The sequence below is a fragment of the Streptomyces sp. NPDC006610 genome (assembly GCF_040611575.1).
Taxonomy (GTDB): Bacteria; Actinomycetota; Actinomycetes; order Streptomycetales; family Streptomycetaceae; genus Streptomyces.
Map to the genome: position 1 here is coordinate 1 of NZ_JBEXOP010000010.1, position 21942 is coordinate 21942.

The 21942-nt window shown below is 74.1% G+C and carries 22 protein-coding genes; 11 read left to right on the forward strand and 11 right to left on the reverse strand.

Features of this window, described 5'->3' with window-relative positions; all coding sequences use genetic code 11:
• Window positions 1-170: 170 nt before the first annotated feature.
• Window positions 171-608 carry a subtilase-type protease inhibitor gene (locus tag ABZY13_RS10380; protein WP_356628849.1) on the reverse strand — a complete coding sequence of 146 codons (438 nt, stop codon included), beginning with the start codon at window positions 606-608 and terminating at the stop codon, window positions 171-173.
• Between the two features lie 319 nt (window positions 609-927).
• Here ABZY13_RS10380 and ABZY13_RS10385 point away from each other — a divergent pair, with 319 nt between their 5' ends.
• Window positions 928-2097 carry an alpha-hydroxy-acid oxidizing protein gene (locus ABZY13_RS10385; RefSeq protein WP_356628851.1) on the forward strand — a complete coding sequence of 390 codons (1170 nt, stop codon included), beginning with the start codon at window positions 928-930 and terminating at the stop codon, window positions 2095-2097.
• An 18-nt stretch (window positions 2098-2115) separates the two neighbouring features.
• Here the strand turns inward: ABZY13_RS10385 and ABZY13_RS10390 are convergent, their stop codons facing one another.
• From ABZY13_RS10390 to ABZY13_RS10405, 4 genes are all read right to left on the reverse strand, one after another.
• Window positions 2116-3705 carry an RICIN domain-containing protein gene (locus tag ABZY13_RS10390; protein WP_356628853.1) on the reverse strand — a complete coding sequence of 530 codons (1590 nt, stop codon included), beginning with the start codon at window positions 3703-3705 and terminating at the stop codon, window positions 2116-2118.
• Between the two features lie 315 nt (window positions 3706-4020).
• On the reverse strand, window positions 4021-4398 hold the full coding sequence (locus tag ABZY13_RS10395) for a toxin Doc (RefSeq protein WP_356628855.1): 378 nt from the start codon (window positions 4396-4398) through the stop codon (window positions 4021-4023).
• A 3-nt stretch (window positions 4399-4401) separates the two neighbouring features.
• Complete coding sequence (locus tag ABZY13_RS10400) at window positions 4402-4647, reverse strand: hypothetical protein (RefSeq protein ID WP_356628857.1); 246 nt, start codon at window positions 4645-4647, stop codon at window positions 4402-4404.
• A 187-nt stretch (window positions 4648-4834) separates the two neighbouring features.
• Entirely contained in the window at window positions 4835-7078 is a 2244-nt protein-coding gene (locus tag ABZY13_RS10405) for a glycoside hydrolase family 9 protein (protein WP_356628859.1), read from the reverse strand.
• 282 nt (window positions 7079-7360) lie between these two features.
• On the opposite strand from ABZY13_RS10405, the gene ABZY13_RS10410 reads away from it, so the two are divergent.
• Together ABZY13_RS10410 and ABZY13_RS10415 are read left to right on the forward strand one after the other, a co-directional pair.
• Entirely contained in the window at window positions 7361-9736 is a 2376-nt protein-coding gene (locus tag ABZY13_RS10410) for a SpoIIE family protein phosphatase (protein ID WP_356628861.1), read from the forward strand.
• 30 nt (window positions 9737-9766) lie between these two features.
• Window positions 9767-10471: a DUF4232 domain-containing protein gene (locus tag ABZY13_RS10415; protein WP_356628863.1), complete on the forward strand. Its 705-nt coding sequence runs from the start codon at window positions 9767-9769 to the stop codon at window positions 10469-10471.
• A 4-nt stretch (window positions 10472-10475) separates the two neighbouring features.
• Here the strand turns inward: ABZY13_RS10415 and ABZY13_RS10420 are convergent, their stop codons facing one another.
• The gene (locus tag ABZY13_RS10420) at window positions 10476-11381 is read right to left on the reverse strand and encodes a helix-turn-helix domain-containing protein (protein WP_356628865.1); all 906 of its coding nucleotides are present in this window, start codon (window positions 11379-11381) and stop codon (window positions 10476-10478) included.
• Window positions 11382-11450: 69 nt separating this feature from the next.
• On the opposite strand from ABZY13_RS10420, the gene ABZY13_RS10425 reads away from it, so the two are divergent.
• Together ABZY13_RS10425 and ABZY13_RS10430 are read left to right on the forward strand one after the other, a co-directional pair.
• The gene (locus ABZY13_RS10425; RefSeq protein ID WP_356628867.1) at window positions 11451-12284 is read left to right on the forward strand and encodes a phytanoyl-CoA dioxygenase family protein; all 834 of its coding nucleotides are present in this window, start codon (window positions 11451-11453) and stop codon (window positions 12282-12284) included.
• A 147-nt stretch (window positions 12285-12431) separates the two neighbouring features.
• Window positions 12432-13337, forward strand: coding sequence for a hypothetical protein (locus ABZY13_RS10430; protein ID WP_356628869.1), 906 nt, complete (start codon window positions 12432-12434; stop codon window positions 13335-13337).
• On the opposite strand, the gene ABZY13_RS10435 is transcribed toward ABZY13_RS10430, so the two are convergent.
• Window positions 13338-13868: a flavoprotein gene (locus tag ABZY13_RS10435; protein WP_356628871.1), complete on the reverse strand. Its 531-nt coding sequence runs from the start codon at window positions 13866-13868 to the stop codon at window positions 13338-13340.
• Between the two features lie 237 nt (window positions 13869-14105).
• On the reverse strand, window positions 14106-14546 hold the full coding sequence (locus ABZY13_RS10440) for a nuclear transport factor 2 family protein (RefSeq protein ID WP_356628873.1): 441 nt from the start codon (window positions 14544-14546) through the stop codon (window positions 14106-14108).
• Window positions 14547-14782: 236 nt separating this feature from the next.
• Here ABZY13_RS10440 and ABZY13_RS10445 point away from each other — a divergent pair, with 236 nt between their 5' ends.
• Window positions 14783-15235 carry a nitroreductase family deazaflavin-dependent oxidoreductase gene (locus ABZY13_RS10445; protein ID WP_356629178.1) on the forward strand — a complete coding sequence of 151 codons (453 nt, stop codon included), beginning with the start codon at window positions 14783-14785 and terminating at the stop codon, window positions 15233-15235.
• An 81-nt stretch (window positions 15236-15316) separates the two neighbouring features.
• Here the strand turns inward: ABZY13_RS10445 and ABZY13_RS10450 are convergent, their stop codons facing one another.
• Window positions 15317-16345 carry a cation diffusion facilitator family transporter gene (locus ABZY13_RS10450; protein ID WP_356628875.1) on the reverse strand — a complete coding sequence of 343 codons (1029 nt, stop codon included), beginning with the start codon at window positions 16343-16345 and terminating at the stop codon, window positions 15317-15319.
• A 126-nt stretch (window positions 16346-16471) separates the two neighbouring features.
• Between ABZY13_RS10450 and ABZY13_RS10455 the strand changes: the two genes are divergently transcribed.
• Together ABZY13_RS10455 and ABZY13_RS10460 are read left to right on the forward strand one after the other, a co-directional pair.
• Window positions 16472-17491: a glutathione S-transferase C-terminal domain-containing protein gene (locus ABZY13_RS10455; RefSeq protein ID WP_356628877.1), complete on the forward strand. Its 1020-nt coding sequence runs from the start codon at window positions 16472-16474 to the stop codon at window positions 17489-17491.
• A 62-nt stretch (window positions 17492-17553) separates the two neighbouring features.
• Complete coding sequence (locus ABZY13_RS10460) at window positions 17554-17859, forward strand: DUF4235 domain-containing protein (protein WP_356628879.1); 306 nt, start codon at window positions 17554-17556, stop codon at window positions 17857-17859.
• Between the two features lie 46 nt (window positions 17860-17905).
• On the opposite strand, the gene ABZY13_RS10465 is transcribed toward ABZY13_RS10460, so the two are convergent.
• Both ABZY13_RS10465 and ABZY13_RS10470 read right to left on the reverse strand, forming a co-directional pair.
• Window positions 17906-18298, reverse strand: coding sequence for a VOC family protein (locus tag ABZY13_RS10465; protein ID WP_356628881.1), 393 nt, complete (start codon window positions 18296-18298; stop codon window positions 17906-17908).
• Window positions 18299-18506: 208 nt separating this feature from the next.
• Window positions 18507-19481 carry a helix-turn-helix domain-containing protein gene (locus ABZY13_RS10470; protein WP_356628883.1) on the reverse strand — a complete coding sequence of 325 codons (975 nt, stop codon included), beginning with the start codon at window positions 19479-19481 and terminating at the stop codon, window positions 18507-18509.
• A gap of 71 nt (window positions 19482-19552) precedes the next feature.
• On the opposite strand from ABZY13_RS10470, the gene ABZY13_RS10475 reads away from it, so the two are divergent.
• From ABZY13_RS10475 to ABZY13_RS10485, 3 genes are all read left to right on the forward strand, one after another.
• Window positions 19553-20503: an NADP-dependent oxidoreductase gene (locus tag ABZY13_RS10475; RefSeq protein WP_356628885.1), complete on the forward strand. Its 951-nt coding sequence runs from the start codon at window positions 19553-19555 to the stop codon at window positions 20501-20503.
• Between the two features lie 236 nt (window positions 20504-20739).
• Complete coding sequence (locus ABZY13_RS10480; RefSeq protein ID WP_356628887.1) at window positions 20740-21114, forward strand: anti-sigma factor antagonist; 375 nt, start codon at window positions 20740-20742, stop codon at window positions 21112-21114.
• 114 nt (window positions 21115-21228) lie between these two features.
• The gene (locus ABZY13_RS10485) at window positions 21229-21915 is read left to right on the forward strand and encodes a DUF4230 domain-containing protein (protein ID WP_356628889.1); all 687 of its coding nucleotides are present in this window, start codon (window positions 21229-21231) and stop codon (window positions 21913-21915) included.
• The last annotated feature ends 27 nt before the right edge of the window (window positions 21916-21942 follow it).

Genomic DNA, 21942 nt, shown 5'->3' on the forward strand with positions numbered 1-21942 from the left:
GCGGTGCGCCGGCCGGGTTGCCCTACGAGAACCCCGGGCTCGGGCGGGCGGCCCCACTCCGCCCGCCGGACCCCGAGCGAGACCACCGGGAGCCTCGTGACGCGAGCCCGCACTCCCCAGCTACGGGCCGCTCGCGGCAGTCAGCCGGCTCCCCGCGATCCCGGTCCGGGTCAGAACGCGAAGATGCTCGTTCCGTAGGTGTTCTTCTCGCACTCGTTGGCGAAGGTCCGTTCGTAGGACACGTACCGGCCCTGCCAGACGCCGTCGACCGTGACGACCACGGGCTCGTACTCCCGGGTGCACCACACGCCCGGCGTGCTCTGCAGGGTGCCGAGGTCGCCGTCCGCGGCGCGCAGGTCGGCGCACGCCCCGACGGCGTTCGGGTGGGTGCCCGAGGGCCTGGGCGCACAGCTCAGGGTCACCGCGCGTTCCGGGGTGGAGGTCGCCGCGGTCTCGCCGTGGCCCACGGTGAGGACCAGGGCCGAGGGGGCGTGGAGCGAGGCCGGGGCGGTGCCGGGAGCGGCCTGCGCGGCCCCGGTCAGGGGTACGCAGACGGCGGTGGCGGTGAGGCCGAGGAGGGTCGCTGCCCAGCGCGCGGGGTTCCGCATTGTGTGCATCCTTCCGCTCGATGATGAGAGGCCGGCGGGCGACGGATCGGTGCCCGACCGGCGAGCGCGAGTCTGCCGAGTCCGCCGCGGAAACACACCTCGACCCCATGCGTTTCGGTAACCTTGCGTATTGAATCAGTGGCGGGAAGTCACGTAATTCGAACGTTACAACCCCCCAACCGCGCGGTTCTTGATCGCGTTCGATGGCCGAATGGCCGAAAAACACCGTCTTCTGATTCGGCCGGAAACGTTCCGAACGAGCCCCTTCTGAGGCATCGTCGGCGGCGAGCGGCTCGACGGCGAGAGGCGGGGACCGGCGGTGGGCAGGCACTGGGCGGACTTCCAGTACGAGATCTATCTGGGCGGCATGACGGGGGCGGTCCCCCGGCTGCCCACGGACCCGACCCGGCTGGAGGAACTGACCGAGCGGCGGCTCGGGCCGGGTCCGGTCGGCTATGTGGCGGGCAGCGCGGGGGACGGCAGCACCGCCCTGGCGAACCGGGCCGCGCTGGAGCGGCGGCGGATCGTGCCGCGGATGCTGCGGGACGTCCACGAACGGGACCTCACGGTCGAGGTGCTGGGCCGCGCCCTGCCAGCGCCGCTGGCGCTGGCGCCGGTCGGCGTGCTGTCGATCATGCATCCGGACGCGGAGCCGGCCGCGGCACGGGCGGCGGCGGCGCACGGGGTGCCGTTCGTGCTGTCCTCGGCGTCCAGCACGCCGATGGAGGAGGTCGCCGAGGCGATGGGCGACGCCGAGCGCTGGTTCCAGCTGTACTGGGCCAAGGACCGCGAGGTGACCCTGAGCTTCCTGAACCGCGCGCGGGCGGCGGGGTTCTCCGTGCTGGTCGTGACCCTGGACACCCCGCTGCTGGCCTGGCGTCCGCGCGATCTCGACCAGGCGTACCTGCCGTTCCTGCACGGGGTGGGCGCCGCCAACTACTTCACCGACCCGGCGTTCCGGGCCGGGCTGGCCAAGCCGGTGCACGAGGACCCGAACGCCGCTGTGCTGCACTTCGTCGGCATGTTCGCGGACCCCGGCAAGACCTGGCCCGACCTGGCGTTCCTGCGGGAGAACTGGGACGGTCCGATCGTCGTGAAGGGCGTGCTGCACCCGGACGACGCCCGGGCCGCCGCCGACGCCGGCATGGACGGCGTGGTCGTGTCCAACCACGGCGGCCGTCAGGTGGCCGGCGCGGTGGCGGCGGCCGACGCGCTGCCCGGGGTGGCGGCGGCGGTCGGGGACCGGCTGACGGTCCTGTTCGACAGCGGGGTGCGCACGGGGGCCGACGTCTTCAAGGCGCTCGCGCTCGGCGCGCGGGCGGTCCTGCTGGGGCGGCCGTACGTGTACGGCCTGGCCCTCGACGGTCAGGCGGGCGTGGACCACGTCATCCGCTGCGTCCTGGCCGAACTGGACCTCACCCTCGCCCTGTCGGGCCACGCCGCCCCGGCCGGCGTGACCGCGGCCGACCTCTTCGAGGGACCCGCCTGACCGGGGCCGGCGCGTCGGTCACCGGCCGCCGGTCAGCTCGGCCGGGCGGGCGGAGGGGGCGGCGCGTTCGGCGACGGAGAGCGAGCCGGAGGCGGCCGGGCCGGGGTCGGTGAGCCAGTGCTGGGACGGGGAGCCGTCGCGGAGCCTGACGACGATGTCGGCGCCCGTCTGCGCGGCGGTGGGCGACAGCGCGAGCCGTACGTCCCGGCGGGGCAGCAACTCGCCCCGGGCGGTGAGGTCGTAGCGCACGTCGCCGCCGCGCGCCTGTCCCGCATCGGCGCACGCGCCGAGGACGACGACGCCGGCGTCCGCCCGCGAGTCCAGGCACAGCCCCGGGTCGGCGGCGCTGCGCAGCAGCCCGTCGGTCTCGTACGACCACCGCTGGGTGAGGTCGTCGGAGCAGGCCGCCAGCTGGGTCCCGGCGCCGGCCCGGGGCTCCCCGGCGACGTCGAGGCACAGCCGGGACGGGAGGCTCCGCAGCCGCGTCTGCGGGGGGCCGGCGGGCAGCCGGGCGGCGCCGGGCGAGGTGCTCGACGGGGCGGGCGGGGTTCGCGGGCCGGCGCCCGGGGCGACGGCGCCGTCGGTGGCGCCGGACGAGGCGGCGGGGTCGGTGCCGGCGTCGGAGGACGACAGGGCGGTGGCCAGGACCGTGCCGAGCAGGGCGGCGGAGGCGATGCCGACGCCGGTGCGCAGGGCCCGCGAGGAGCGTCCGGCGAGGCCCGGGACGCGGTCCAGGACACGGGGGCGGCCGGCGTGACGGGCGCGCGGGCGGTGCGGGGTGCGGCCGGGCCGGGAGTCGAGATAGCGGCGGGCGCCCCAGCCCAGGACCGCCTCGGTGAGCAGGATGCCCAGCCGGTCGTCGAAGTGGCCGAGCTGGTCGGCGGCGTCACGGCAGTGGCGGCAGTCGTCCAGATGGCGCTGGACGTCCGGCAGCAGGCCTGCGCCGCGGCGGATGGGGACGTCGAGGAGACGGTTGTGGAACCGGCAGTCGTCGCTCGGCGCGAGTTCCCGGTGGGCGCGGGCGCAGGCCCGGCGGAATTTCTCCCGTGCCTGTTCGGCGGTGGCCGTCGCGGTGTCGGTGTCCGTGCCGATCAGGGCGGCGGCGAAGTCGGCGGTCTCCGCCTCGACCTCGATGTGCCACAGCAGCGTGCGCAGCGGTCCGGGAAGGGAATGGAAAGCGCGTTCGGCCAGCTTGCGGTTTTCCGGTGTCATGGAGTGGGCCGCGCGCATACCTCGTCCCCCCGCGGGTTTGCGCAACACCCCGAGCGTCGCGGATATCCGTTCGTCGGCGGCCCAGGCGCGGACGGTGTCCCGCACGGCGACCAGGAGGGCGGGGCGCAGCGCGGCGGCCGGTTCTCCGCGGGTGAGGCGGTCGAGAACCTGGTGGAAGGCGGCGGTGGTGACCGTGTCGGCGGCGTGCGCCGAGGAGGCGAGGCAGATCACCGCGTAGTCGTGCGCGGCCTGCCGGTGCCGGGCGATCAGCAGGGCGGTGGCATGGGCGACGTCGGCGTCACGGGCGCCGCGCAGCCGGGCGGCGAGGGACTCGTCGGTCGCGCCGGGCGCCCCGCCGGGCAGGTGCGGAGAGCGGGCGGGGTGGGGGGTGGGCACTGAGCGGATTCCTTCCCACGCTGGACGCACGAGGGTGGTCGTTCGCCGAAAAGGGGCCCGGGCTTGGTGCGTACCTTTTGGCGGCGCGGGGGCGCGAATCCGCCGTCCCGGCTTTTTCCTCCCCCGCCGGGAGGGCTCACCTTTTCACACGACGCTCACGGCCAACAAGGCGCTCGGGTGATATCGGCCTTGTGGAAACGGTGTCGAATAGGCGGCGGGCCGGCGCGGGTCACGGACGCTTCGGTTATTGACGGAAGTGGATTCACCCGCCGTTCGCCGGGTTTCGCGGCGCAGCCCGGGCTTTGCCGGCAACCGTCAGATCTGCCAGGAACGCAGCCGGTCCGCGGCGCCGTAGACGTCGGTCCTGCCGTCGATGAGGTCGCGGACGAGGTCGACGAGCGCGCCGTAGGGCGGGTCGATGCCGACGCCGCTGACGAACATGTAGGCCACCGCGGTCGCGCAGGCGAAGCGGGCGTTGGCCGCCGGCAAGGGCTTCAGCAGCGCGATGGTGTGCAGCAGGGCCGCGGCCCGCCAGGCCGGGTCGGAGTTCACGCCGAGCCGGGGCGGGTCGACGCGGTGCCGGGCGACGGCGGCGACGAGCGCGGAGAAGTCGTTGACGGTGGGCTGGTCCGGCAGGACCTCTTCGTGCCGCTGGAGCAGCCAGGGCACGTCGATGTGGATGACAGGCGCCATCGGTCAGGCGGCCCGTCCCTCGCCGCCCGCGGGCGGCTCGTCGTCGGGGAAGGCGGCGGCGAACTCGTCGGCGTGCGCCGAGAAGAACCGGCGGAACGCCTCGGCGCCCTCCTGGAGGGCACGGTGCCGCGCTATGTCGGCCGCGGCCGCTTCCCGTACGAGGGCCTTCATGGACGTACCGCGCTCCTTGGCGATCTGACGCAGGTCCTCCAGCTCACGATCGCTGAACTCCACGTTGAGGGCTGGCATGCGTTCCACGGTACCGCGCCGGTACTCGGCAGTAAATGGCCGCAGCTCACAGCGGTGGGGGCACGGTACCTCCGGGCAAACGGGAGCGGTCGGAATGTGACGGCGTCGGGTCGTTTCCGACCGTCCGCCGCCGCATTCCGACCGCTCAGGGGACTACTCGCGAACTATCCGCGACTGCTGGTGCGGATCAGGCCTGGTCGGCGACGAAGGCCGCCATCCGGGCGAGCGCCGCGTTCCAGTTGATGGTCAGCTCGTTCGTGGACCACGACTGGATGTCGTCGATGAAGCAGAACTGGGCGACGCAGCCCTGGAGCTTGCTCTGCGCGACGGGGTCCTGAATGCTCGAGTTCGGACCGCCCGAGAGCGAACCGGCCGGCGGGTTGGGCAGGTTCGGGTCGAGCTGGTGGGCGTACCAGCGGCTGTGCTGGTTGCGCACGTCGGCGTCGCCGTAGCCGGTGACGTACGACACGTTCAGCGCGTTGCGGCCCAGCACGTAGTCCATGCTCTGGACCGCGCCGTCCCGGTACTTCGAGCCGCCGGTGATGTCGTAGGCGGTGGCCAGCACCACGGCGTTGTTGAGCACCTGGTGGTTGGAGCCCCAGTCGTACCGGTTGCCGTCGGGCGCGTACGGCAGGCCGTACGGGTGCGCCTTCAGCGTGGCCAGGTAGCGGTCGGCGCCCTTGACGACGGACTGGCGGACCTTGTCCCGGCCGGGGAGCCGGTTGGGCACCAGGGCCAGGTCGAGCCGGCCGGCGGCCGCGGTGCGCGCCCAGTCGAACCCGGTCGGGCCCCAGATGTCGGCGGTGTGCACCGGGGAGCTCAGGATGTGGTCCTGGAAGGCCTTCTCACCGGTGGTGAGGTACAGCTGGGCGGCCGCCCAGTAGAACTCGTCCGCCACGTCCCGGTCGGGGTACGCGCCGCCGCCGATGCCGTCGTTCTCGTCCGCGTAGACGTCGGGGTGCTTCAGCGCCGCCGCCCAGGCCTTGCGGGCCGCGGTCAGCGCCCGCGCCGCGAACTCGCGGTCGTAGGGCTTGTAGAGCCGGGCCGCCTGGGCCGCGGCGGCGGCCAGGTTGAGGGTGGCCGCGGTGGTCGGCGGGTGCAGCTCCCGCTTTTGCGGGTCGTCGCTCGGCATCAGCGGCAGCCCGGTCCACGCCTCGTCGTGGATCTTGTGGTGGGCCATGCCCGCCAGCGGCTGTCCGTCCGGGACCTGCATCTTCAGCAGGAAGTCCAGCTCCCAGCGGGTCTCGTCCAGGATGTCCGGGACGCCGTTGCCGCTCTCCGGGATGTTCAGGGTGCCGTCGCGGAACTTGCCCGGCTCCCCGGTGCGGGCGTACAGCGCGCGCTCGTAGGTGCTCAGCAGCTCCCAGGCGGATATGCCGCCGTTGACGACGTACTTGCCGTGGTCGCCGGCGTCGTACCAGCCGCCGGAGACGTCGAGCCGGTAGTCGCACACGCCCGGCTGGCACGGCACGTCGGTGTCGCCCTGGTTCGGCGCGACGCCCACGTGGCCGGCCTCACGGCCGTAGCCCGGGCGCAGGTCCTCGCGTATCGGGGTGCCGCTGCGCTGGGTGTAGTAGAACTTCACCGAGTCCAGGCGCAGCCGCTCGTAGGCGCGGGTCCCGATGTCGAACGGGCGGCTGGTCTCGCCGTCCGCGACGAGCGTGAAGCCCTTGCCGGCCCGGCGGTAGGCGCCGAAGTCGATGGAGTGGACGTTCTGCCCCGAAGAGGCGTCCAGACCGCGCGGCACGCTCGCGCCCCGCGCCACCACGACCCCGTCGGCGTTCTTGAGCTGCCAGGGCAGCGGGTCGGCGGCGTCGGTGACCACGGTGGCGTTCTTCGGGCCGGCCGGCAGGTAGGCGAGCTGGTTGACGCGCACCCTGGGTCCGGTGTCGGGCTTGTACTCCTCCGGCGGCACCCCGCCGAGCAGGGACACGTCGTCCATGCAGAAGCGCCAGTCCTCGGCGGCGCCGCCGAGCTGGAAGCCGACCTGTCCCTGGGGGGTGTCGACGGGCGAGGTGAAGGTGTAGCTGTAGGTGTTGCCCGAGACGCTCAGCGCCGGACTGACCTCGAAGTACGTGTCGTACGGCGACACCGACAGGCCGACGATCGCCCGGACCACGTTGTCGGCGGGGGTGCCGGTGGCGCTGAAGGAGAAGCGGTACGACTCCCCCTTCACCAGCGCGATGTCGTTCTGGCCGACGGCCGCGTCCCAGCGGTTGGTGGTGCCGCCGGGCACGTCGGCGCAGAGCTTGCCGTCGGAGACGCCCGCGGTGACGTTGCTCGACGTCCACCAGGACTCGGTGCCGGAGTCGAAGGTGCCGTTCTTGACCTGTTCGACCTCGTCCGCCCCGGCCGGCGCCGCCGGGAGCGAGACGAGCCCTCCGGCCATCACGGCCGACAGGGCCAACAGGGCGGTCTTGCGTTTTCTCACGTCTGGGCTCCTCGTCGGAGATGCGGGTGACGCTGATGGGAGCGCTCCCATGCGCTGACGCGCCCCATGCTTGCCGTACTCATGTCATGGAGTCAACGGTCCGGACAGGACGGGATGGGAGCGCTCCCAAAAGCTGACGCCCGACATGCTTGTTGCACTCGTGTCGTGTCGTCAACGGTCGTGACGCGACAAATTCGACGAGGGCTTCGACGGAGCGGACGCACTAGGCTGGACCCGAGTGACTCTCTGTTCACTGTGGGTGCGCGCGATGGAGTGGCGACGATGAGCCGGGGCTATCCGTTCGACGAGGCCGCGACGGCCCGCGCTGTCATCGACGGCGAGGGCGTCGTGACCGAGTGGAGCGAGGGCGCCCGGCGGCTGCTGGGCTGGACGGCCGAGGAGGTCGTCGACCGCCCGGCGGACCGGCTGGTCGAGGGCCCGCTGCCGCCGCTGCGGGGCTCGCGCCGGCACGGGACGGTGACGCTGCGCCACCGGGACGGCCGTACGGTCCGGGTCTGGCTGCTCGCCCACCACCGCTCCCCGCGCTACGGCGGCGCCGGCGACTGGCTCGTCGTCACCCCGCTGGAGGCCGGCCGCGACCGCCCCGCGGACCGTGCCCTGGACGACGCCGACCTCACCCAGTACCCGTGCGCCCTCGCCGTCTACGACGACCGGCTGCGCCTGTACCGGATGAACGACGCGCTGGCCGAGGTCGTCGGACTGCCCGAGGAGCGGCTGCGCGGTCTGCGGCTGCCCGAGATGAGCGTGCGGCTCGCCGGCGACGAGATCGAGCGGCAACTGCTCCAGGTCCTCACCACCGGACGCGGGCACGACATGCACACCTATGTGCCGATCGGCGACCACGGCCGGGTGCACGCCTGGCTGGCCCGGATGACGCCGCTGAAGGACGAGGCGGGCCGGGTGCGCGGGGTGTGCGTCGCGGTCCACGACTTCTCCGAGCAGTACCTGGCGCGCGAACGGCTGCAGCTGGTCAACGAGGCGAGCAGGCGCATCGGCACCACCCTGGACGTCACCCGCACGGCACAGGAGCTGGCGGACGTCTGCGTGCCCGCCCTCGCCGACTTCGCCTGCGTGGACCTGCTCGACCCGCCCGAGCCCGGGACCGACGCCGCGCCGGGTCCCCTCGCCGCGCCGCTCCGGCTGCGCCGGGCCGCCCACCGGGCCGTCGGCCCCGAGGGCTTCGAGACGGTGGTCAAGCCCGGCCGGGTGGAGAGCTACCCCGCCGGCTCGCCGCAGGCCGATGCCATGACGGCCGGCCGCACGATGGTCGCCTCGGCGCCGTCCGACGAGCTGGAGCGCTGGACGGGCTGGGACGAGGCCCGGCTGCGGCACGCCCGGCAGTACGGCATCCACTCCACGATGTCGGTGCCGATCCGGGCCCGCGGCACCACCCTGGGGGCCGTCGTCCTGCACCGCTTCAGCCGCCCCGACGCCTTCACGCCGGACGACCGGCTGCTGGCCGAGGAGATCACCGCGCGGGCCGCCGTCTGTGTCGACAACGCCCGCCGCTACTCACGGGAGCGCGAGACCGCCCTCGCCCTCCAGCGCAGCCTGCTGCCCCGCTCGCTGCCGCGCACGGCGGCACTGGAGGTGTCCTCCCGCTACCTTCCGGCGGCGCGCGCCGGGGTGGGCGGCGACTGGTTCGACGTGATCCCGCTGTCCGGGATGCGGGTGGCGATGGTCGTCGGGGACGTCGTCGGCCACGGGGTGCAGGCTTCGGCCACCATGGGGCGGTTGCGCACCGCCGTGCGCACCCTCGCGGACATCGACCTCGCCCCGGACGAGCTGCTCACCCACCTCGACGACCTGGTGGTCAGGCTGTCCGCCGAGTCGGGCGGCGAGGGCAGCCCCGGCGAGCTGGGCGCCACCTGCCTGTACGCGGTGTACGACCCGGTGTCCCGGCGCTGCGCTCTCGCCCGGGCCGGCCATCCGCCGCCGGTGGTGGTCCCGCCGGGCGGCGCGGCGCGGGAGCTGGAGCTGCCCGCGGGCCCGCCGCTGGGCCTGGGCGGGCTGCCGTTCGAGGCGGCGGAGCTGTACCTGCCCGAGGGGACCGTGCTGTCGTTCTACACGGACGGCCTGGTGGAGAGCCGCGAGCGGGACGCCGGGACCGGCCGTGCGCTGCTGTGCGCGGCCCTGTCGGAGTCGGCCGACTCCCTGGACGGCGCCTGCGACCGGGTGCTGCACGCGCTGCTGCCGCCGACGGGCGCCTGCGACGACGTGGCCCTGCTGCTGGCCCGCACCCACGGCCTGTCCGCCTCGCAGGTGGCGACGTGGGACATCCCGGCCGACCCCGCCCTGGTCGCGCCGATCCGCAAGCAGGTCGTGGACCAGCTGGACGCCTGGACGCTGCAGGACGCCACCTTCACCGCCGAGCTGGTCGTCAGCGAGCTGGTCACCAACGCCATCCGCTACGGCGCGCCGCCCATCCGGCTCCGGCTGATCCATGACGCGGCCACGCTGATCTGCGAGGTCTCGGACACCAACCACACGGCCCCGCATCTGCGCCGCGCCAAGACCTGGGACGAGGGCGGCCGGGGTCTGCTGCTGGTCGCCCAGCTCACCCAGCGCTGGGGCAGCCGGCACACCCCCGAGGGCAAGACGATCTGGGCGGAACTGGCGCTGCTGGAAGAGGGGTGATGTTGTCCGGAGCCGGGCACATCGAGTTACATGTTCCTTACGTCCCCCTCCGTGCGCCCGCCGTCGCTCCTCGTGGGCGCGGTCGCGGTCCTGGGCCTGCTGACCGGGTGCGGCGGCGAGAGCGGCGGAACCGCGAGCGACACCGCACGGCCCTCGGCCACCGGCACGCCCACGAGTCCGGCCCCCGCGGCCCCGTCCGCCTCTTCGCCCGCTTCCCCGTCGGCCACCGCCCCGGCGTCGTCCCCGGCCTCGGCTCCGGAATCGGCGTCCGGATCGGCACCGGGATCGGCGTCCGCCCCGGCCTCTGCGCCGGCCGGCGCCCGCTGCCGCACCTTTGAGCTGAACGCGTCCCTCGGCACCCCCGACTTCGGCGCCGGGCAGCGGAACTTCCCGATCGTCCTCACCAACACCTCCTCGCGCTCCTGCACGGTGTACGGCTTCCCGGGCGCCGCCTTCGCCGACGCCGCCGGCCGTCAACTGGGCCCCGACCCCGAGCGCGGGCCCGAGTCGCCGGCCCGCGTGACGCTGGCCCCGGGCGGGCACGCGTGGGCCGGGCTGTCGTACTCCAACCCGGAGCTGAGCGGCGCGCCCACGGCGACCCCGGCGGCTCTGATGGTCACGCCTCCGGACGAGCGGGAGCCGTTGAGGGTGCCGTGGACGGCGGGCGCGGTGCCCGTGGGCGGCGCCGAGGGAGAGGTGACCCTCACCCCGTTCCGGGCGGGCACCGCGGGCTGATCGGTCAGCGGTGGGCGGCCCGGTGGGCGCCGGGCGGGGTGCCGTAGCGGGCGCGGAAGACCCGGTTGAAGTGGAACGGGCTGGCGAACCCGGAGGCGGCGGCCACCCGCTCCACGGACAGGTCGGTGGCCTCCAGCAGCTGGGCGGCGTGCCGCAGCCGCGCCTCGCGCAGGGCCCGCATCGGCGACCGGCCGAGCTGCTGGGCGAACAGATGGGCGAGCCGGGACGGTGACAGGGCGACCGCCTCGGCGAGCGAGCGGACGGTGTGCGGCGCGCCCGGGTCGGCGTCGATGAGCGCCTGCGCCCGGCGCACGCGCTCGTCCACGCCCGGCGCCGGGGCCGGCTCGCGGGCGGCGGAGGCGGTGAGCAGCACCACCTCCGCCAGCGCGCACAGGGCGAGTTCGCGGGCGGCGGTGCCGTGCGCGACGGCGACCCGGTCGTCGGCGGGCACGGTGTCGGGCGGGGGTCCGGCGCCGGTCCAGCGGGCGTCGGCGCGCATCCGGCGGAACGCCGACTCGATCCGGCCGTGCAGCCCGGCCGGCACCGGCCCGACGACGTACATGCCGTCCCCGGCGTCGTACGGGCGCAGCCAGGACTGCCAGGTCGGGCGGGGCGGGCAGTGGGCCCACCAGAACCGCCAGTGCGGGGCGTCCGGCGCGACGGCGTACTTCTGCCGCACGCCGGGCGCGAGCACGACGAGGTCGCCGGCGCCCGCGCGGGTCTCGGCCCGGCCCTGACGCAGCCTGCCGTGGCCGCCGGTCGTCCAGGTGAACAGCCAGCTGTCCGACCCGCGCGGCCGGTCGACGGCGTAACCGGGGGCCTGGTCGAAGTGTCCGACGACCACCAGGCCGGGCGGCGGCGACGGGGCGCCGCCGCCGGCAGCAGTCCCGGGCAATTCGTCAGCGCTCATGGGCATCCTCCCGGGCGGCGTACCGGCCTAGCGTGGGTGCACCGGGACACCTCAGCGAGGAGTGGACGCATGACAGCCACGGACATCGGCGCCGCCGGTACCCCCATGCTTACCCCGGAAGGGCTCGCACGGTTTCGCGACGACGGCTTCACCGTGGTGCGGGGGCTGTTCGGGCCCGCCGAGATCGCCCTGCTGTGCGGCGAGTTCGCGGCGCTGCACGCGGCCGGCCCGGTGCCGGGCCACTTCGAGCCGCGGGCCGTCGAGGCGGGCCGGCCCGCCGATCCGCTGGCGGAGTATCCGCGCGTGATGCACCCGCACGAGATCAACCCGGTGGCGCGGGGCTTCCTGCTGGACCCGCGGCTGCGCCGGATCCTGGAGACGCTGCTGGGCGAGGAGGTGCTGGCGGCGCAGAGCATGTTCTACTTCAAGCCGCCGGGCGCGCGCGGGCAGGCGCTGCACCAGGACAACTTCTATCTGCGGGTCGAGCCGGGCACCTGTGTGGCTGCCTGGGTGGCCTGCGACGACATCGACCGGGAGAACGGCGGTCTGGAGGTCGTGCCGGGCACCCACCGGATGGACGTCTTCTGCCCGGAGGAGGCGGACGCCGAGGTGTCCTTCGCTCGGGAGTACGTGCCGCCGCCGCCCGGCCTGAGCCCCGTGCCGGTCGACATGGCGCCGGGCGACGTCCTGTTCTTCAACGGCAGCCTGGTGCACGGCTCGGGGCCCAACCGCAGCGCCTGCCGCTTCCGCCGCTCCTACATCGGCCACTACGTGGGCCGCTCCACCGAGCGCATCGGCGGCTACTACCGCACCCTCGCCATGAACGGCGACCGGGTCCCGCTGCCGGAGAGCGAGGGCGCCGGGCCGTGCGGCACCGAGTTCGCGCCGGGAGGCCCGCACTGAGGATTGCTGCCCGCAGGTGACGGCCCGGCGTGGGAACGCGGGCTCGGCGCGGACCGTCGCGCATCCTCGGAGCGGACGACCGGCGACCGGCCGGTCCCCCCGGCGCCACGGCAGACCCGTGGCGCCGGCAGGTCCGGGAGGAACGCGATGCCGACACGTCCCACCACACGCAGGGTGCTGCGGGCACTGACCGCCACGACCGCCTTGACCCTCGCCCTCGCGGCGCCCGCCGTCGGGAAGTCCGAACCACCGGCCGCCGTCGCACGTCCCGAACCGGTGGCCGCCGTCGGGAAGCCCGAACCGGTGGCCGACCCCCTGCCCGGCACCCCCGCGACGCTGTGCGCGCCCGCCGGGACGCTGCGGGGCGCGGGCGGACAGCGCGCCTCGGTCGGCCTGTGCGCGAGCAGCGGCACGCCGACGATGGCCGTCTCGGCGCCGGCGACCTGCCACGGCAGGGCCGCCTGTCTGACGTCCGGCACCTGGACGGCGCTGCGCGGCGGCCGCACGGTCGCCTCCGGGACGCTGCCCGGATCAGGGCCGTACCCGGGGCCGGGCACGTACGACATCGAGGCCGACGTGCGGGTGCGCTCCGCCCCGGTCGGCGTCGACCTGACCGGCACCGTCCGGGCGCGGCTGACCTTCACCGCGCCGCTGCCGGAGCCGACGCACCGCGTCGAGGTCGCCGGGGGCCCGCTGCGGACGGGCGCCACGACCACGCTCACCTACACCGTCGCCCGGGACAGCGAACAGGGCGACGGCAGCGCCCGGTTCGGACTCATCGGCGAGGAGGGCAGCGGCGTACGGCTGGCCACGGACGACGCCCGCTGCGTCAACCCGCTGGTCGGCAGCCACCCGTCGAGGACCCGCCTCGGCCACGCCCTCGACTGCGCCCTCACCGACCTCCAGCCGGGCCGTCCGTCCACCGTCGTCGTCCGGGTGACGCTCGGCGGGTCCTGCTCGACGGTGGTCTCGAAACTGGGCTACTGGATGCCGCGCGGCCAGGCCCTGTACACGGGCGGGATGCTGGCGGGTCCGACGGTGCGCTGTGGCTAGCTACCGCTCGATCAGGTCCAGCGCGCGGGTCCAGGGGAACGCGGGTCGGCGGCCGTCGGGACCAGGGTCCCCGGAGTACGGGTCGCCGAAGCGGACGTTCATCGCGCGCAGCCGGGTCAGGCTGTCGCCGTACGCGGGGTGGGCGGCCAGGGCGTCGGAGACGCAGGGCAGGGCGGCGACGGGGACGCCGAGGCCGAGGGCCTCGCACAGGGTGGCCAGGGCCAGGGTGTCGGCGATGCCGGCCGCCCACTTGTTGACGGTGTTGAAGGTGGCGGGGGCGACGATCACGGCGTCCGGCGGCGGGAAGGGACGCGGCTCGCCGGGCCTGCGCGGAGCGCAGCGGATCGGACGGCCGGACAGCGCCTCGACGGCGGCGGCGTCGAAGAAGCCGTCCATCGCCGCGGGGGTGGCGATGACGCCGACCGTCCAGCCCCGCTCCCGGGCGGCGGCGACGAGGTCGCCGACGCCCGCCGCGATCCCGGCGGCGCAGACGACGACGTAGAGGAAGGGCTTCTCGTCCTGTTCGTTCACCCGGGCAGCCTAGTGCGGCCCGGTGGACGGAAAAGGGGAGGCCGAGGCTCGTCGACGGTCGCCGCGGCGGGGCGCCTCGGTAACGGCGTGGAGCGGATCGGCGGGCGGACCTCGGAAGCGGCGTGAAGCGCATCGGCGGGCGGTCTCGGAAACGGCGTGAAAGGGCGCATCGGCGACGCTCGCCGCCCCGCCCGCCGCCGCCGTCGCCGGGACGCCGACGGCGGCGGGCCGAGCGCGTCAGCGGGAGGCGGCGAAGGCGTCGGCGACCGCCAGGCTGTCCTCGTAGACGTGGTGGCGCACGATCCGGCCGTCCTCGACGGTGAGATGGAGGGCGAAGCGAGCGCGGTAGGGGCGGCCGGTGGAACGCGCCGTCTGGCGGATCTCCCCGAGCAGCACGGCGTCGGTCCCGTCGACCAGGATGCGTTCGACGCGGGTGTCGGCGGTGTCGGGGAGGTGGTGGGCGGCGAGCTCCCGGTAGTGCTCGGCCGCCTCGGCCCGGGTGCCCCGTCGCCGGATCCACGGGGTCTCCGCACGCCCGTGCTCCGCGTCCGGCCAGCTCAGGCGCCAGTCGACGGAGTCCGCGTACAGGTCGGCGATCAGGTCGGGCTCGCCCCGGCCGATCCTGCGCAGCAGTTCCTCGACCACTGCGCGGGTGCTCTGACGGGGGGTGTCGGTCATGCGGGGCACTCTCCTTCGACTTCGGGGGGGGGTGACGTGCGGGACGATGTTCCCAAACCCGACTGTGCCGCGTGCCGCGGTCGTGGCGCCGCTCCCTGCCGACGTAATCGGCCACCGTCGCCGGCCGGGACGGCCGATGCGCGAGTCGCGGAGGAAACCCGGGGCGCCGGGTGTTGCATGGGAGGACAGGAGCAGGAGCAGAGCCAAGGAAGCTAGTGGATGAGGGGACGGTGACCATGCCTCTGGAAGGCGAGTACGAACCCAGCCCGACGCAGTGGGTGCGGGAGCAGGTGGAGCTGTACGAGAGCTCCGGCGGGACCGAGGGCACGACCCTGGGGGACACGGGGATGCCGGTCGTCCTGCTGACCACGCGGGGCGCCAAGAGCGGCAAGCTGCGCAAGACGCCGCTGATGCGGGTCGAGCACGAGGGCCGGTACGCCGTCGTGGCCTCGTCGGGCGGCGCGCCGAAGCACCCGGTCTGGTACCACAATCTCAAGGCGGATCCGAAGGTGGAGCTGCAGGACGGGCCGGTGAAGCAGGACATGACCGCCCGCGAGGTCACCGGCGCGGAGAAGGCCGAGTGGTGGGAGCGGGCCGTCGCGGCCTATCCGCCGTACGCCGAGTACCAGGAGAAGACGGACCGCGAGATCCCGGTGTTCGTGCTGGAGCGGACCGAGGGCGGGAACTGACCGCGCCACCCCGCTGATTTCCGCCAGTTCCATGCATTTTTCTGCCCGGCACGCATGAACCCGTGCGGGCCGGGCACCGGATTAGCAGGCCCCGCCGCGCTCCCCCGTCGCGGCGGGGCTTTCCGCTGCCTCCCGTGCGCGCCGGTCGGTGACGTCGAGGAAGATCCGGTCCGCCTCGGGCACGGTGCGGGCGATCGACCGTTTGATGCGCACGGCCACCTCCTCGACCCGCTCGCTGTCGAGCCCGGGCACGAGGTCGACGCGGGCGGCGACCAGGGTGGAGTCGACGCCGGTCTTCATGGTGAACAGCGCCTCCACGCTGTCGATCTCCGGCTGGGCCGCCAGCAGGGCGCGGATCCGGGCGTCGGCCCGCGGGTCCGCGGCCTCGCCGATCAGCTGGTCACGGGCGTCCCGGCCGAGGCGGTACGCCACATGGACGAGCAGCGCGCCGATCGCCAGCGAGGCCGCCGCTTCCCACGCCATCCGCCCCGTGGCCATGTGCAGGCCCATGCCGGCCAGGGCGATGACGACGCCGAGCACCGCGGCGCCGTCCTCGGCGATCACCGTGCGCAGCGCGGGGTCGCGCAGCCCGTCGGCGACGCCCTGGACGCGCAGCTGGTGCAGGGCGCGCAGCAGTGAGGTCCCCTCGGCGAGCAGGGCGACGCCGAGCACCGCCATGCCCGCCGTGTAGCCGCCGAACGACTCCTCCCCGCCGTCGCGGAGCGCCTCGACACCCTGGAAGACGGAGAAGCAGCCGCCCATCACGAAGATGCCGACGGCCGCGAGCAGCGCCCAGAAGTACCGTTCCTTGCCGTAGCCGAAGGGGTGCCGCCGGTCGGCGGGGCGGCGGCTGCGGCGCAGGGCGGCCAGCAGGAACAGCTCGTTGACGCTGTCGGCCACCGAGTGCGCGGCCTCGGACAGCAGGGCGGGCGATCCGGCGACGAGACCGCCGGCCGCCTTGGCGGCGGCGATCACCAGATTGGCGGCGAGCGCCACCAGCACCGTGACCCGCGTCCTTCGATCGGCCCTGCGGGCCGCCTCGCTCCTCGGGGCGGCTTCCCGCGGGGTCTGCGAGGGGGTCTTCGGCGAGGTCTTCGGGGAAGTCGACATCACCACGCCGTTTGCCCCGGCCCCCGGCGATCACACCGGTGCCGGAGCCGGAAACGGGGGAACTCGTGCACGCGACGAGCGGGACGCCCCGGGGCGGCGTGCCCGCAAGGCGGAGGAGAGGGCACCATGCGCGGCGAGGGCGACGGCAACAGCGCCTACGGAAGGAAGTCGTTCAGCCGGTCCAGGAGTCACTTCGGGGACCGGATCACCGCCGACGGCCGGGACGGGTGGCCGGTGGCGGCCGGACGGTACCGGCTGGTGGTCAGCCGTGCCTGTCCGTGGGCGAGCCGCGCGGTGATCTCCCGGCGGCTGCTGGGGCTGGAGCCCGCGTTGTCGCTGGCCATCGCCGACCCGCTGCAGGACGACCGCAGCTGGCGGTTCACCCTGGACCCCGACGGCCGCGACCCGGTCCTCGGCATCCGCCACCTCAGCGAGGCCTACGACAAACGGGAGACGGGATATCCGGGCGGCGTCAGCGTCCCGGCGATCGTGGACGTGGGCAGCGGAGAACTGGTCACCAACGACTACCAGCGGATCACCCTGGACTTCGCCACCCAGTGGACGGCCCTGCACCGCGAGGGCGCTCCGGACCTGTATCCCGAGGCGCTGCGGGACGAGATCGACGACGTCATGGCGGGCGTCCACGAGGACGTCAACAACGGGGTGTACCGGGCCGGGTTCGCCACCGGGCAGGAGGAGTACGAGGCTGCCTGCACGGACGTCTTCCGGCGGCTGGACCTGCTGACGCAGCGGCTGTCCCGGCGGCGGTACCTGGTCGGCGACACCATCACCGAGGCGGACATCCGGCTGTTCACCACACTGGTCCGGTTCGACGCCGTCTATCACGGGCACTTCAAGTGCAACCGCTACAAGCTGACGGAGAACCAGGTGCTCTGGGCGTACGCCCGTGACCTGTTCCAGACACCCGGCTTCGGGGACACCGTCGACTTCGACCACATCAAGCGGCACTACTACCAGGTGCACACCGGCATCAACCCGACCGGGATCGTGCCGCTCGGTCCGGATCTGTCCGGCTGGACCGCGCCGCACCACCGCCAGGAACTCGGCAGTCGCCCGTTCGGGGACGGCGTGCCGCCCGGACCGGTCCGTCCGGGGGAAGAAGTGCCGCAAGCGGGCCGCCCCTGAGCGACCGGGGACGGCCGCCGGGAATCACCATCGGGAAACGACCAGGAGCAGGAGACACCCACGTGGGCAAGAAGAGCAAGAAGCAGAAGCTGCCGTTCGCGTATCAGCCGGTCGGCTGGCTGTTGGGCTACGCGGGCGGCATGCTGGCCGGCATCGCGTTCCGCAAGACGTGGATGGCGATCCGGCACGAGGAGGACGCGCCCGACGCGCTGGACCCGGACCGCGGCTGGGGCGAGATCCTGCTGGCCGCCGCGATCCAGGGCGCCATCTTCGCCACGGTGCGCAGCGCGGTGGACCGCAGCGGCGCAAAGATCATCGAGCGCCGGACCGGGGTGTGGCCGGCCGGGGAGAAGGGCGGCCGGGACTGACCCGGCGGCGCCGACCGCCTTGGAGGCCCCGGCCGGTGCCGGGGCCTCAGCCCTGTTTGGGGGCCGTCGGGGTGGTCGTCCGCAGGATGAAGGAGTGGCCGGCGGGGTCGGCGTAGCCGCGCTCCTCGAAGGGGCCGGAGGCGTCCTTGGTCTCCGTGGGGCGTCCGCCGAGCGAGACGATCCGGCGTTCGGCGGCGTCCAGGTCCGTGACCTCGAATTCCAGGTGGGTCTGGAGGGAGTTCTCGGGGCGCGGCCAGCTCGGCGGGGTCGCGTTGACGTCGCGGCGCAGCGCCAGGCGGATGCCGTCGGCGCCGCGGATCTCGACGCGGTTGGCGCTCGCCTCCGTCTCCTCGGCATCCAGCAGCTGCCGGTAGAACTCGGCGAGCTTCTCGGGCTCGGCGCAGTCCAGCACCACCACGCCCGCGGTCACCAGTGCCATGTCTCCTCCGTGGGGCTTGCCGCTCTCCGGCCGCGCGGCGGTCGGCCCCGCGGCCCTGCACCAAGCGGATATCCCGGCTCGGTGGATTCAGTCGGCGGGGCGGCGGGGCCCGGCGGGGCGCGCGGGTGGGAGGGGGCGGCTCGGGCCGGGCGCCGGGTCCCCGACGGCGTCGAGCGCGGGTGCGCCGCACCGGTGCGCGCCCGCCCCGTCAGCGGGTCGTCTGGAAGGTGCGCCGGTAGGCCTGCGGGGAGACGCCGATCGCCGCGTGGAGGTGCTGGCGCAGGGACGCCGCGGTGGCGAAGCCGACCTGGCCGGCGATGCGGTCGACGGGCAGGTCGCTGGACTCCAGCAGGTGCCGGGCGCGGGCCACGCGCTGCTGGACGAGCCAGCGGCCCGGGCTGAGGCCGACCTCGTCGTGGAAGCGGCGGGCGAAGGTGCGCAGGCTCATCCCGGCGTGGGCGGCGAGCCGCGTCAGCGTCAGGGGTTCGCCGAGGCGTTCCAGCGCCCAGGCGCGGGTCGCGGCCGTGCTCGCGGCGCCGGCCTCGGGGACGGGCCGCTCGATGTACTGGGCCTGGCCGCCGTCGCGGAACGGGGGCACCACGCAGCGGCGGGCGACGGTGTTGGCGAGGCTGCTGCCGTGGTCCTTGCGGACGAGGTGCAGACAGACGTCGACGCCCGAGGCGGCCCCGGCGGACGTGAGGATGCGGCCGTCGTCGACGAAGAGCACGTCCGGGTCGAGGTCGACGTACGGGAACCGGCGCCGGAACTCGTCGGCGAGCTGCCAGTGGGTGGTGGCCCGGCGGCCGTCGAGCAGGCCCGCCGCGGCGAGCACGAAGGCGCCGGTGCAGATCGACACGATGCGCGCGCCGGGGCGGATCAGGCCGAGCGCGGCCCGTAGTCCGTCCGGCAGTCCGTCGGGTACGGCCGCGGGGGCGACCGGCGCGATGACGACCGTGTCGGCGGTGGCGAGGATGCCGGGGCCGTGCTCGACGGTGACCGAGAAGTCGGCGTCGGTGCGGACCGGGCGGCCGTCGACGGTGCAGGTCAGCACCTCGTACCGGCCGTCGGCCGCGCCGAATATCCGGGCCGGGATGCTCAGTTCGAAGGGGTAGACCCCGTCGAGCGCGAGGACGACGACCCGCTGCGCCCGCCGCCCGTCCTGTCCGCCGTCGTCACACCGCATGGCAGGATCCTATCGGACCATGACCTTCATGCCATTTCCCGAACGGGCGGATCGGGGCAGGCTGGGTGACCATGAGCGATGTGAACACGATGCGAGCCATCAGCCAGGACGGCCTCGGCGGCCCCGAGGTCCTCCGCGAAGTGCGCGTGGAGCGGCCCGCTCCGCGGCCGAACGAGGTGCTGGTCCGGGTGCGGGCCGCCGGCGTCAACCCGACCGACTGGAAGCACCGGGAGACGGGCGGCTTCCTGGGCGAGCCGCCCTTCGTGCTCGGCTGGGACGTCTCCGGCGTCGTCGAGGAGACCGGGATCGGCGTGTGCGCCTTCCGGCCCGGCGACGAGGTCTGGGGCATGCTGCCCTATCCGTTCGGCCACGGCTCCCACGCCGAGTACGTCACCGTCCCGGCCCGCGCCCTCGCGCCCAAGCCGGCCGGGATCGACCACGTCCAGGCGGGCGCGCTGCCCCTGGTGTCGCTGACCGCGTGGCACGCCCTGGTGGAGAACGCCGGGCTGCGGCCCGGACAGCGGGTGCTGATCCACGCCGCGGCGGGCGGGGTCGGGCATGTGGCGGTGCAGATCGCCAAGGCGCTCGGGGCGCACGTCATCGGCACGGCGAGCGCGGGCAAGCACGATTTCCTGCGGGAGCTGGGCGCCGACGAGGTGATCGACTACCGGGAGACCGACTTCGCCGAGGCGGTGAAGGACGTCGACGTGGTGCTGGACACGCTCGGCGGCGAGACCTCCGTGCGCTCGCTGCGGGTGCTGCGTCCGGGCGGGATCGTGGTGTCGATCCTCCCGGTCGGCTCCGACGACTTCTACGAGGAGGCCGAGCGGCTCGGCGTCCGGGCGGTGAGGATGCTGGTGGACGCCGACCGCGCCGGGCTGAACGCGCTCGCGGAGCTGGTCGGGGCGGGGAAGCTGCGCGCGACGATCGCGGGAACGTTCCCGCTGGCCGAAGCCGCCGAGGCGCACCGGCGCGGCGAGACCGGGCGGACCGCGGGCAAGCTGGTGCTGGTGGTCGACTGAGCCGCCGTCCGGCCCTCCGGCCGATTCTCCGCCCGCCCGTCGGCCGACTCTCCGGCCGGCGGGCGAGCGACTTCGTCCAACCCTTCGTTCACACCTCGAACGAACTCGGCCGAACTCCGCCGTAATTCGGCGACATATGTCAACCGAACATGCTGGAATTCACTCGATCGGGGGTAACTTGCTGAGCGGGGCACCTAGTTGGGCGCCCCGCCCGGGCCAGCTGGAGGGACGTCGTCGTGGAGCAGGGGGCTGCGCCGCTCACCCGGCATCTGCGGGTCCACCGGGGCGAGGGGCACACGGTCCTGGAGTTCCGGGGAGAGATCGACATCATCGCCGCGGAGGAGATCCTGCCGCACCTCGACGCGGCGACGGCGACGCCCGGCGCCCGGATCGTCATCGACCTCGGCCCGGTCGAGTTCTTCGACTGCTCCGGCCTGCGGCTGCTGTTCCGGGCGCGCAGCCGGTGCCAGGCGCACGGCGGCCGGCTCCACCTGGTCTGCGCCCACCCGCTGACACTGCGCGTCCTGCGGGTCACCGGCCTGTCCGCGCTGGTGCCCCCGCAGCCCACCCTGGACGCGGCCCTGCGGCGCCCCGGAACGCCCGCGGTCTGACTCCCCGCGCTGCCGCGCCCTCCGTGTCTCCGACGGGTCGTGCATTCCGCCAACCGATCGGTCTGTCACGGCATTTGATGGGCATGCGCAGCACAGGGAAGGAGGACAGCCGCCATGACGACTTCCGAACGTTCCACACGTTCCACACGTTCCACGCGTTCCCCACGGCGCGTGCCCGGCTGGGCCAAGGCGGTGAGCGCGGTGGTGCTCGTGCTCGTCGTGCTGTTCGCCGGACTCCGGCTGACCGTGATGCCCGCGCTGGGGGACCTGTTCGGCACGGAGACCCACGACCGTTCCGGTCCGGCGCTGCTCAAGTCCATCAAGGACATCAGCCGTTACGACGCCGCGTCCGGCAACTTCCAGGTCGTGGTGGACCTGGAGAAGGACACCAAGTACCTGCCCGACGCGATCCGCGGCAGCCGCACGCTCTACGTCGGCGCGGGCACCGTGGACGCCTACGTCGACCTGGGCAGGGTCGGCGAGACGGACGTCACGGTCGACGATGACCGCACCTCCGCCACCATCCGGCTGCCGCACGCGGCGCTCGGCGAGCCGGCCCTCGACCCCGACCGCTCCTACGCCGTCTCCAAACAGCGCGGTCTGCTGGACCGGCTCGGGGATGTGTTTTCGGACAACCCGAACAGCGAGCAGGCCGTGCAGAAGCTCGCGGTGCGGCACATCCGGGACGCGGCGAAGGAGAGCGAACTGACCGCGCGCGCCGAGTCCAACACCACCGGCATGCTCCAAGGACTCCTGGGTTCCCTCGGGTTCAAGGAGGTGCGGGTCGTCTACGGACCCTGACCGCTCCGCACGGCATCGAGGACAGGT

Coding starts and splice junctions, on each gene's coding strand:
- ABZY13_RS10380 (WP_356628849.1), bottom strand. CDS start 608: ATGCGGAACCCCGCGCGCTGGGCAGCGACCCTCCTCGGCCTCACCGCC.
- ABZY13_RS10395 (WP_356628855.1), bottom strand. CDS start 4,398: ATGGCGCCTGTCATCCACATCGACGTGCCCTGGCTGCTCCAGCGGCAC.
- ABZY13_RS10400 (WP_356628857.1), bottom strand. CDS start 4,647: ATGCCAGCCCTCAACGTGGAGTTCAGCGATCGTGAGCTGGAGGACCTG.
- ABZY13_RS10410 (WP_356628861.1), top strand. CDS start 7,361: ATGAGCCGGGGCTATCCGTTCGACGAGGCCGCGACGGCCCGCGCTGTC.
- ABZY13_RS10415 (WP_356628863.1), top strand. CDS start 9,767: ATGTTCCTTACGTCCCCCTCCGTGCGCCCGCCGTCGCTCCTCGTGGGC.
- ABZY13_RS10420 (WP_356628865.1), bottom strand. CDS start 11,381: ATGAGCGCTGACGAATTGCCCGGGACTGCTGCCGGCGGCGGCGCCCCG.
- ABZY13_RS10425 (WP_356628867.1), top strand. CDS start 11,451: ATGACAGCCACGGACATCGGCGCCGCCGGTACCCCCATGCTTACCCCG.
- ABZY13_RS10430 (WP_356628869.1), top strand. CDS start 12,432: ATGCCGACACGTCCCACCACACGCAGGGTGCTGCGGGCACTGACCGCC.
- ABZY13_RS10440 (WP_356628873.1), bottom strand. CDS start 14,546: ATGACCGACACCCCCCGTCAGAGCACCCGCGCAGTGGTCGAGGAACTG.
- ABZY13_RS10445 (WP_356629178.1), top strand. CDS start 14,783: ATGCCTCTGGAAGGCGAGTACGAACCCAGCCCGACGCAGTGGGTGCGG.
- ABZY13_RS10450 (WP_356628875.1), bottom strand. CDS start 16,345: ATGTCGACTTCCCCGAAGACCTCGCCGAAGACCCCCTCGCAGACCCCG.
- ABZY13_RS10455 (WP_356628877.1), top strand. CDS start 16,472: ATGCGCGGCGAGGGCGACGGCAACAGCGCCTACGGAAGGAAGTCGTTC.
- ABZY13_RS10465 (WP_356628881.1), bottom strand. CDS start 18,298: ATGGCACTGGTGACCGCGGGCGTGGTGGTGCTGGACTGCGCCGAGCCC.
- ABZY13_RS10470 (WP_356628883.1), bottom strand. CDS start 19,481: ATGCGGTGTGACGACGGCGGACAGGACGGGCGGCGGGCGCAGCGGGTC.
- ABZY13_RS10475 (WP_356628885.1), top strand. CDS start 19,553: ATGAGCGATGTGAACACGATGCGAGCCATCAGCCAGGACGGCCTCGGC.
- ABZY13_RS10485 (WP_356628889.1), top strand. CDS start 21,229: ATGACGACTTCCGAACGTTCCACACGTTCCACACGTTCCACGCGTTCC.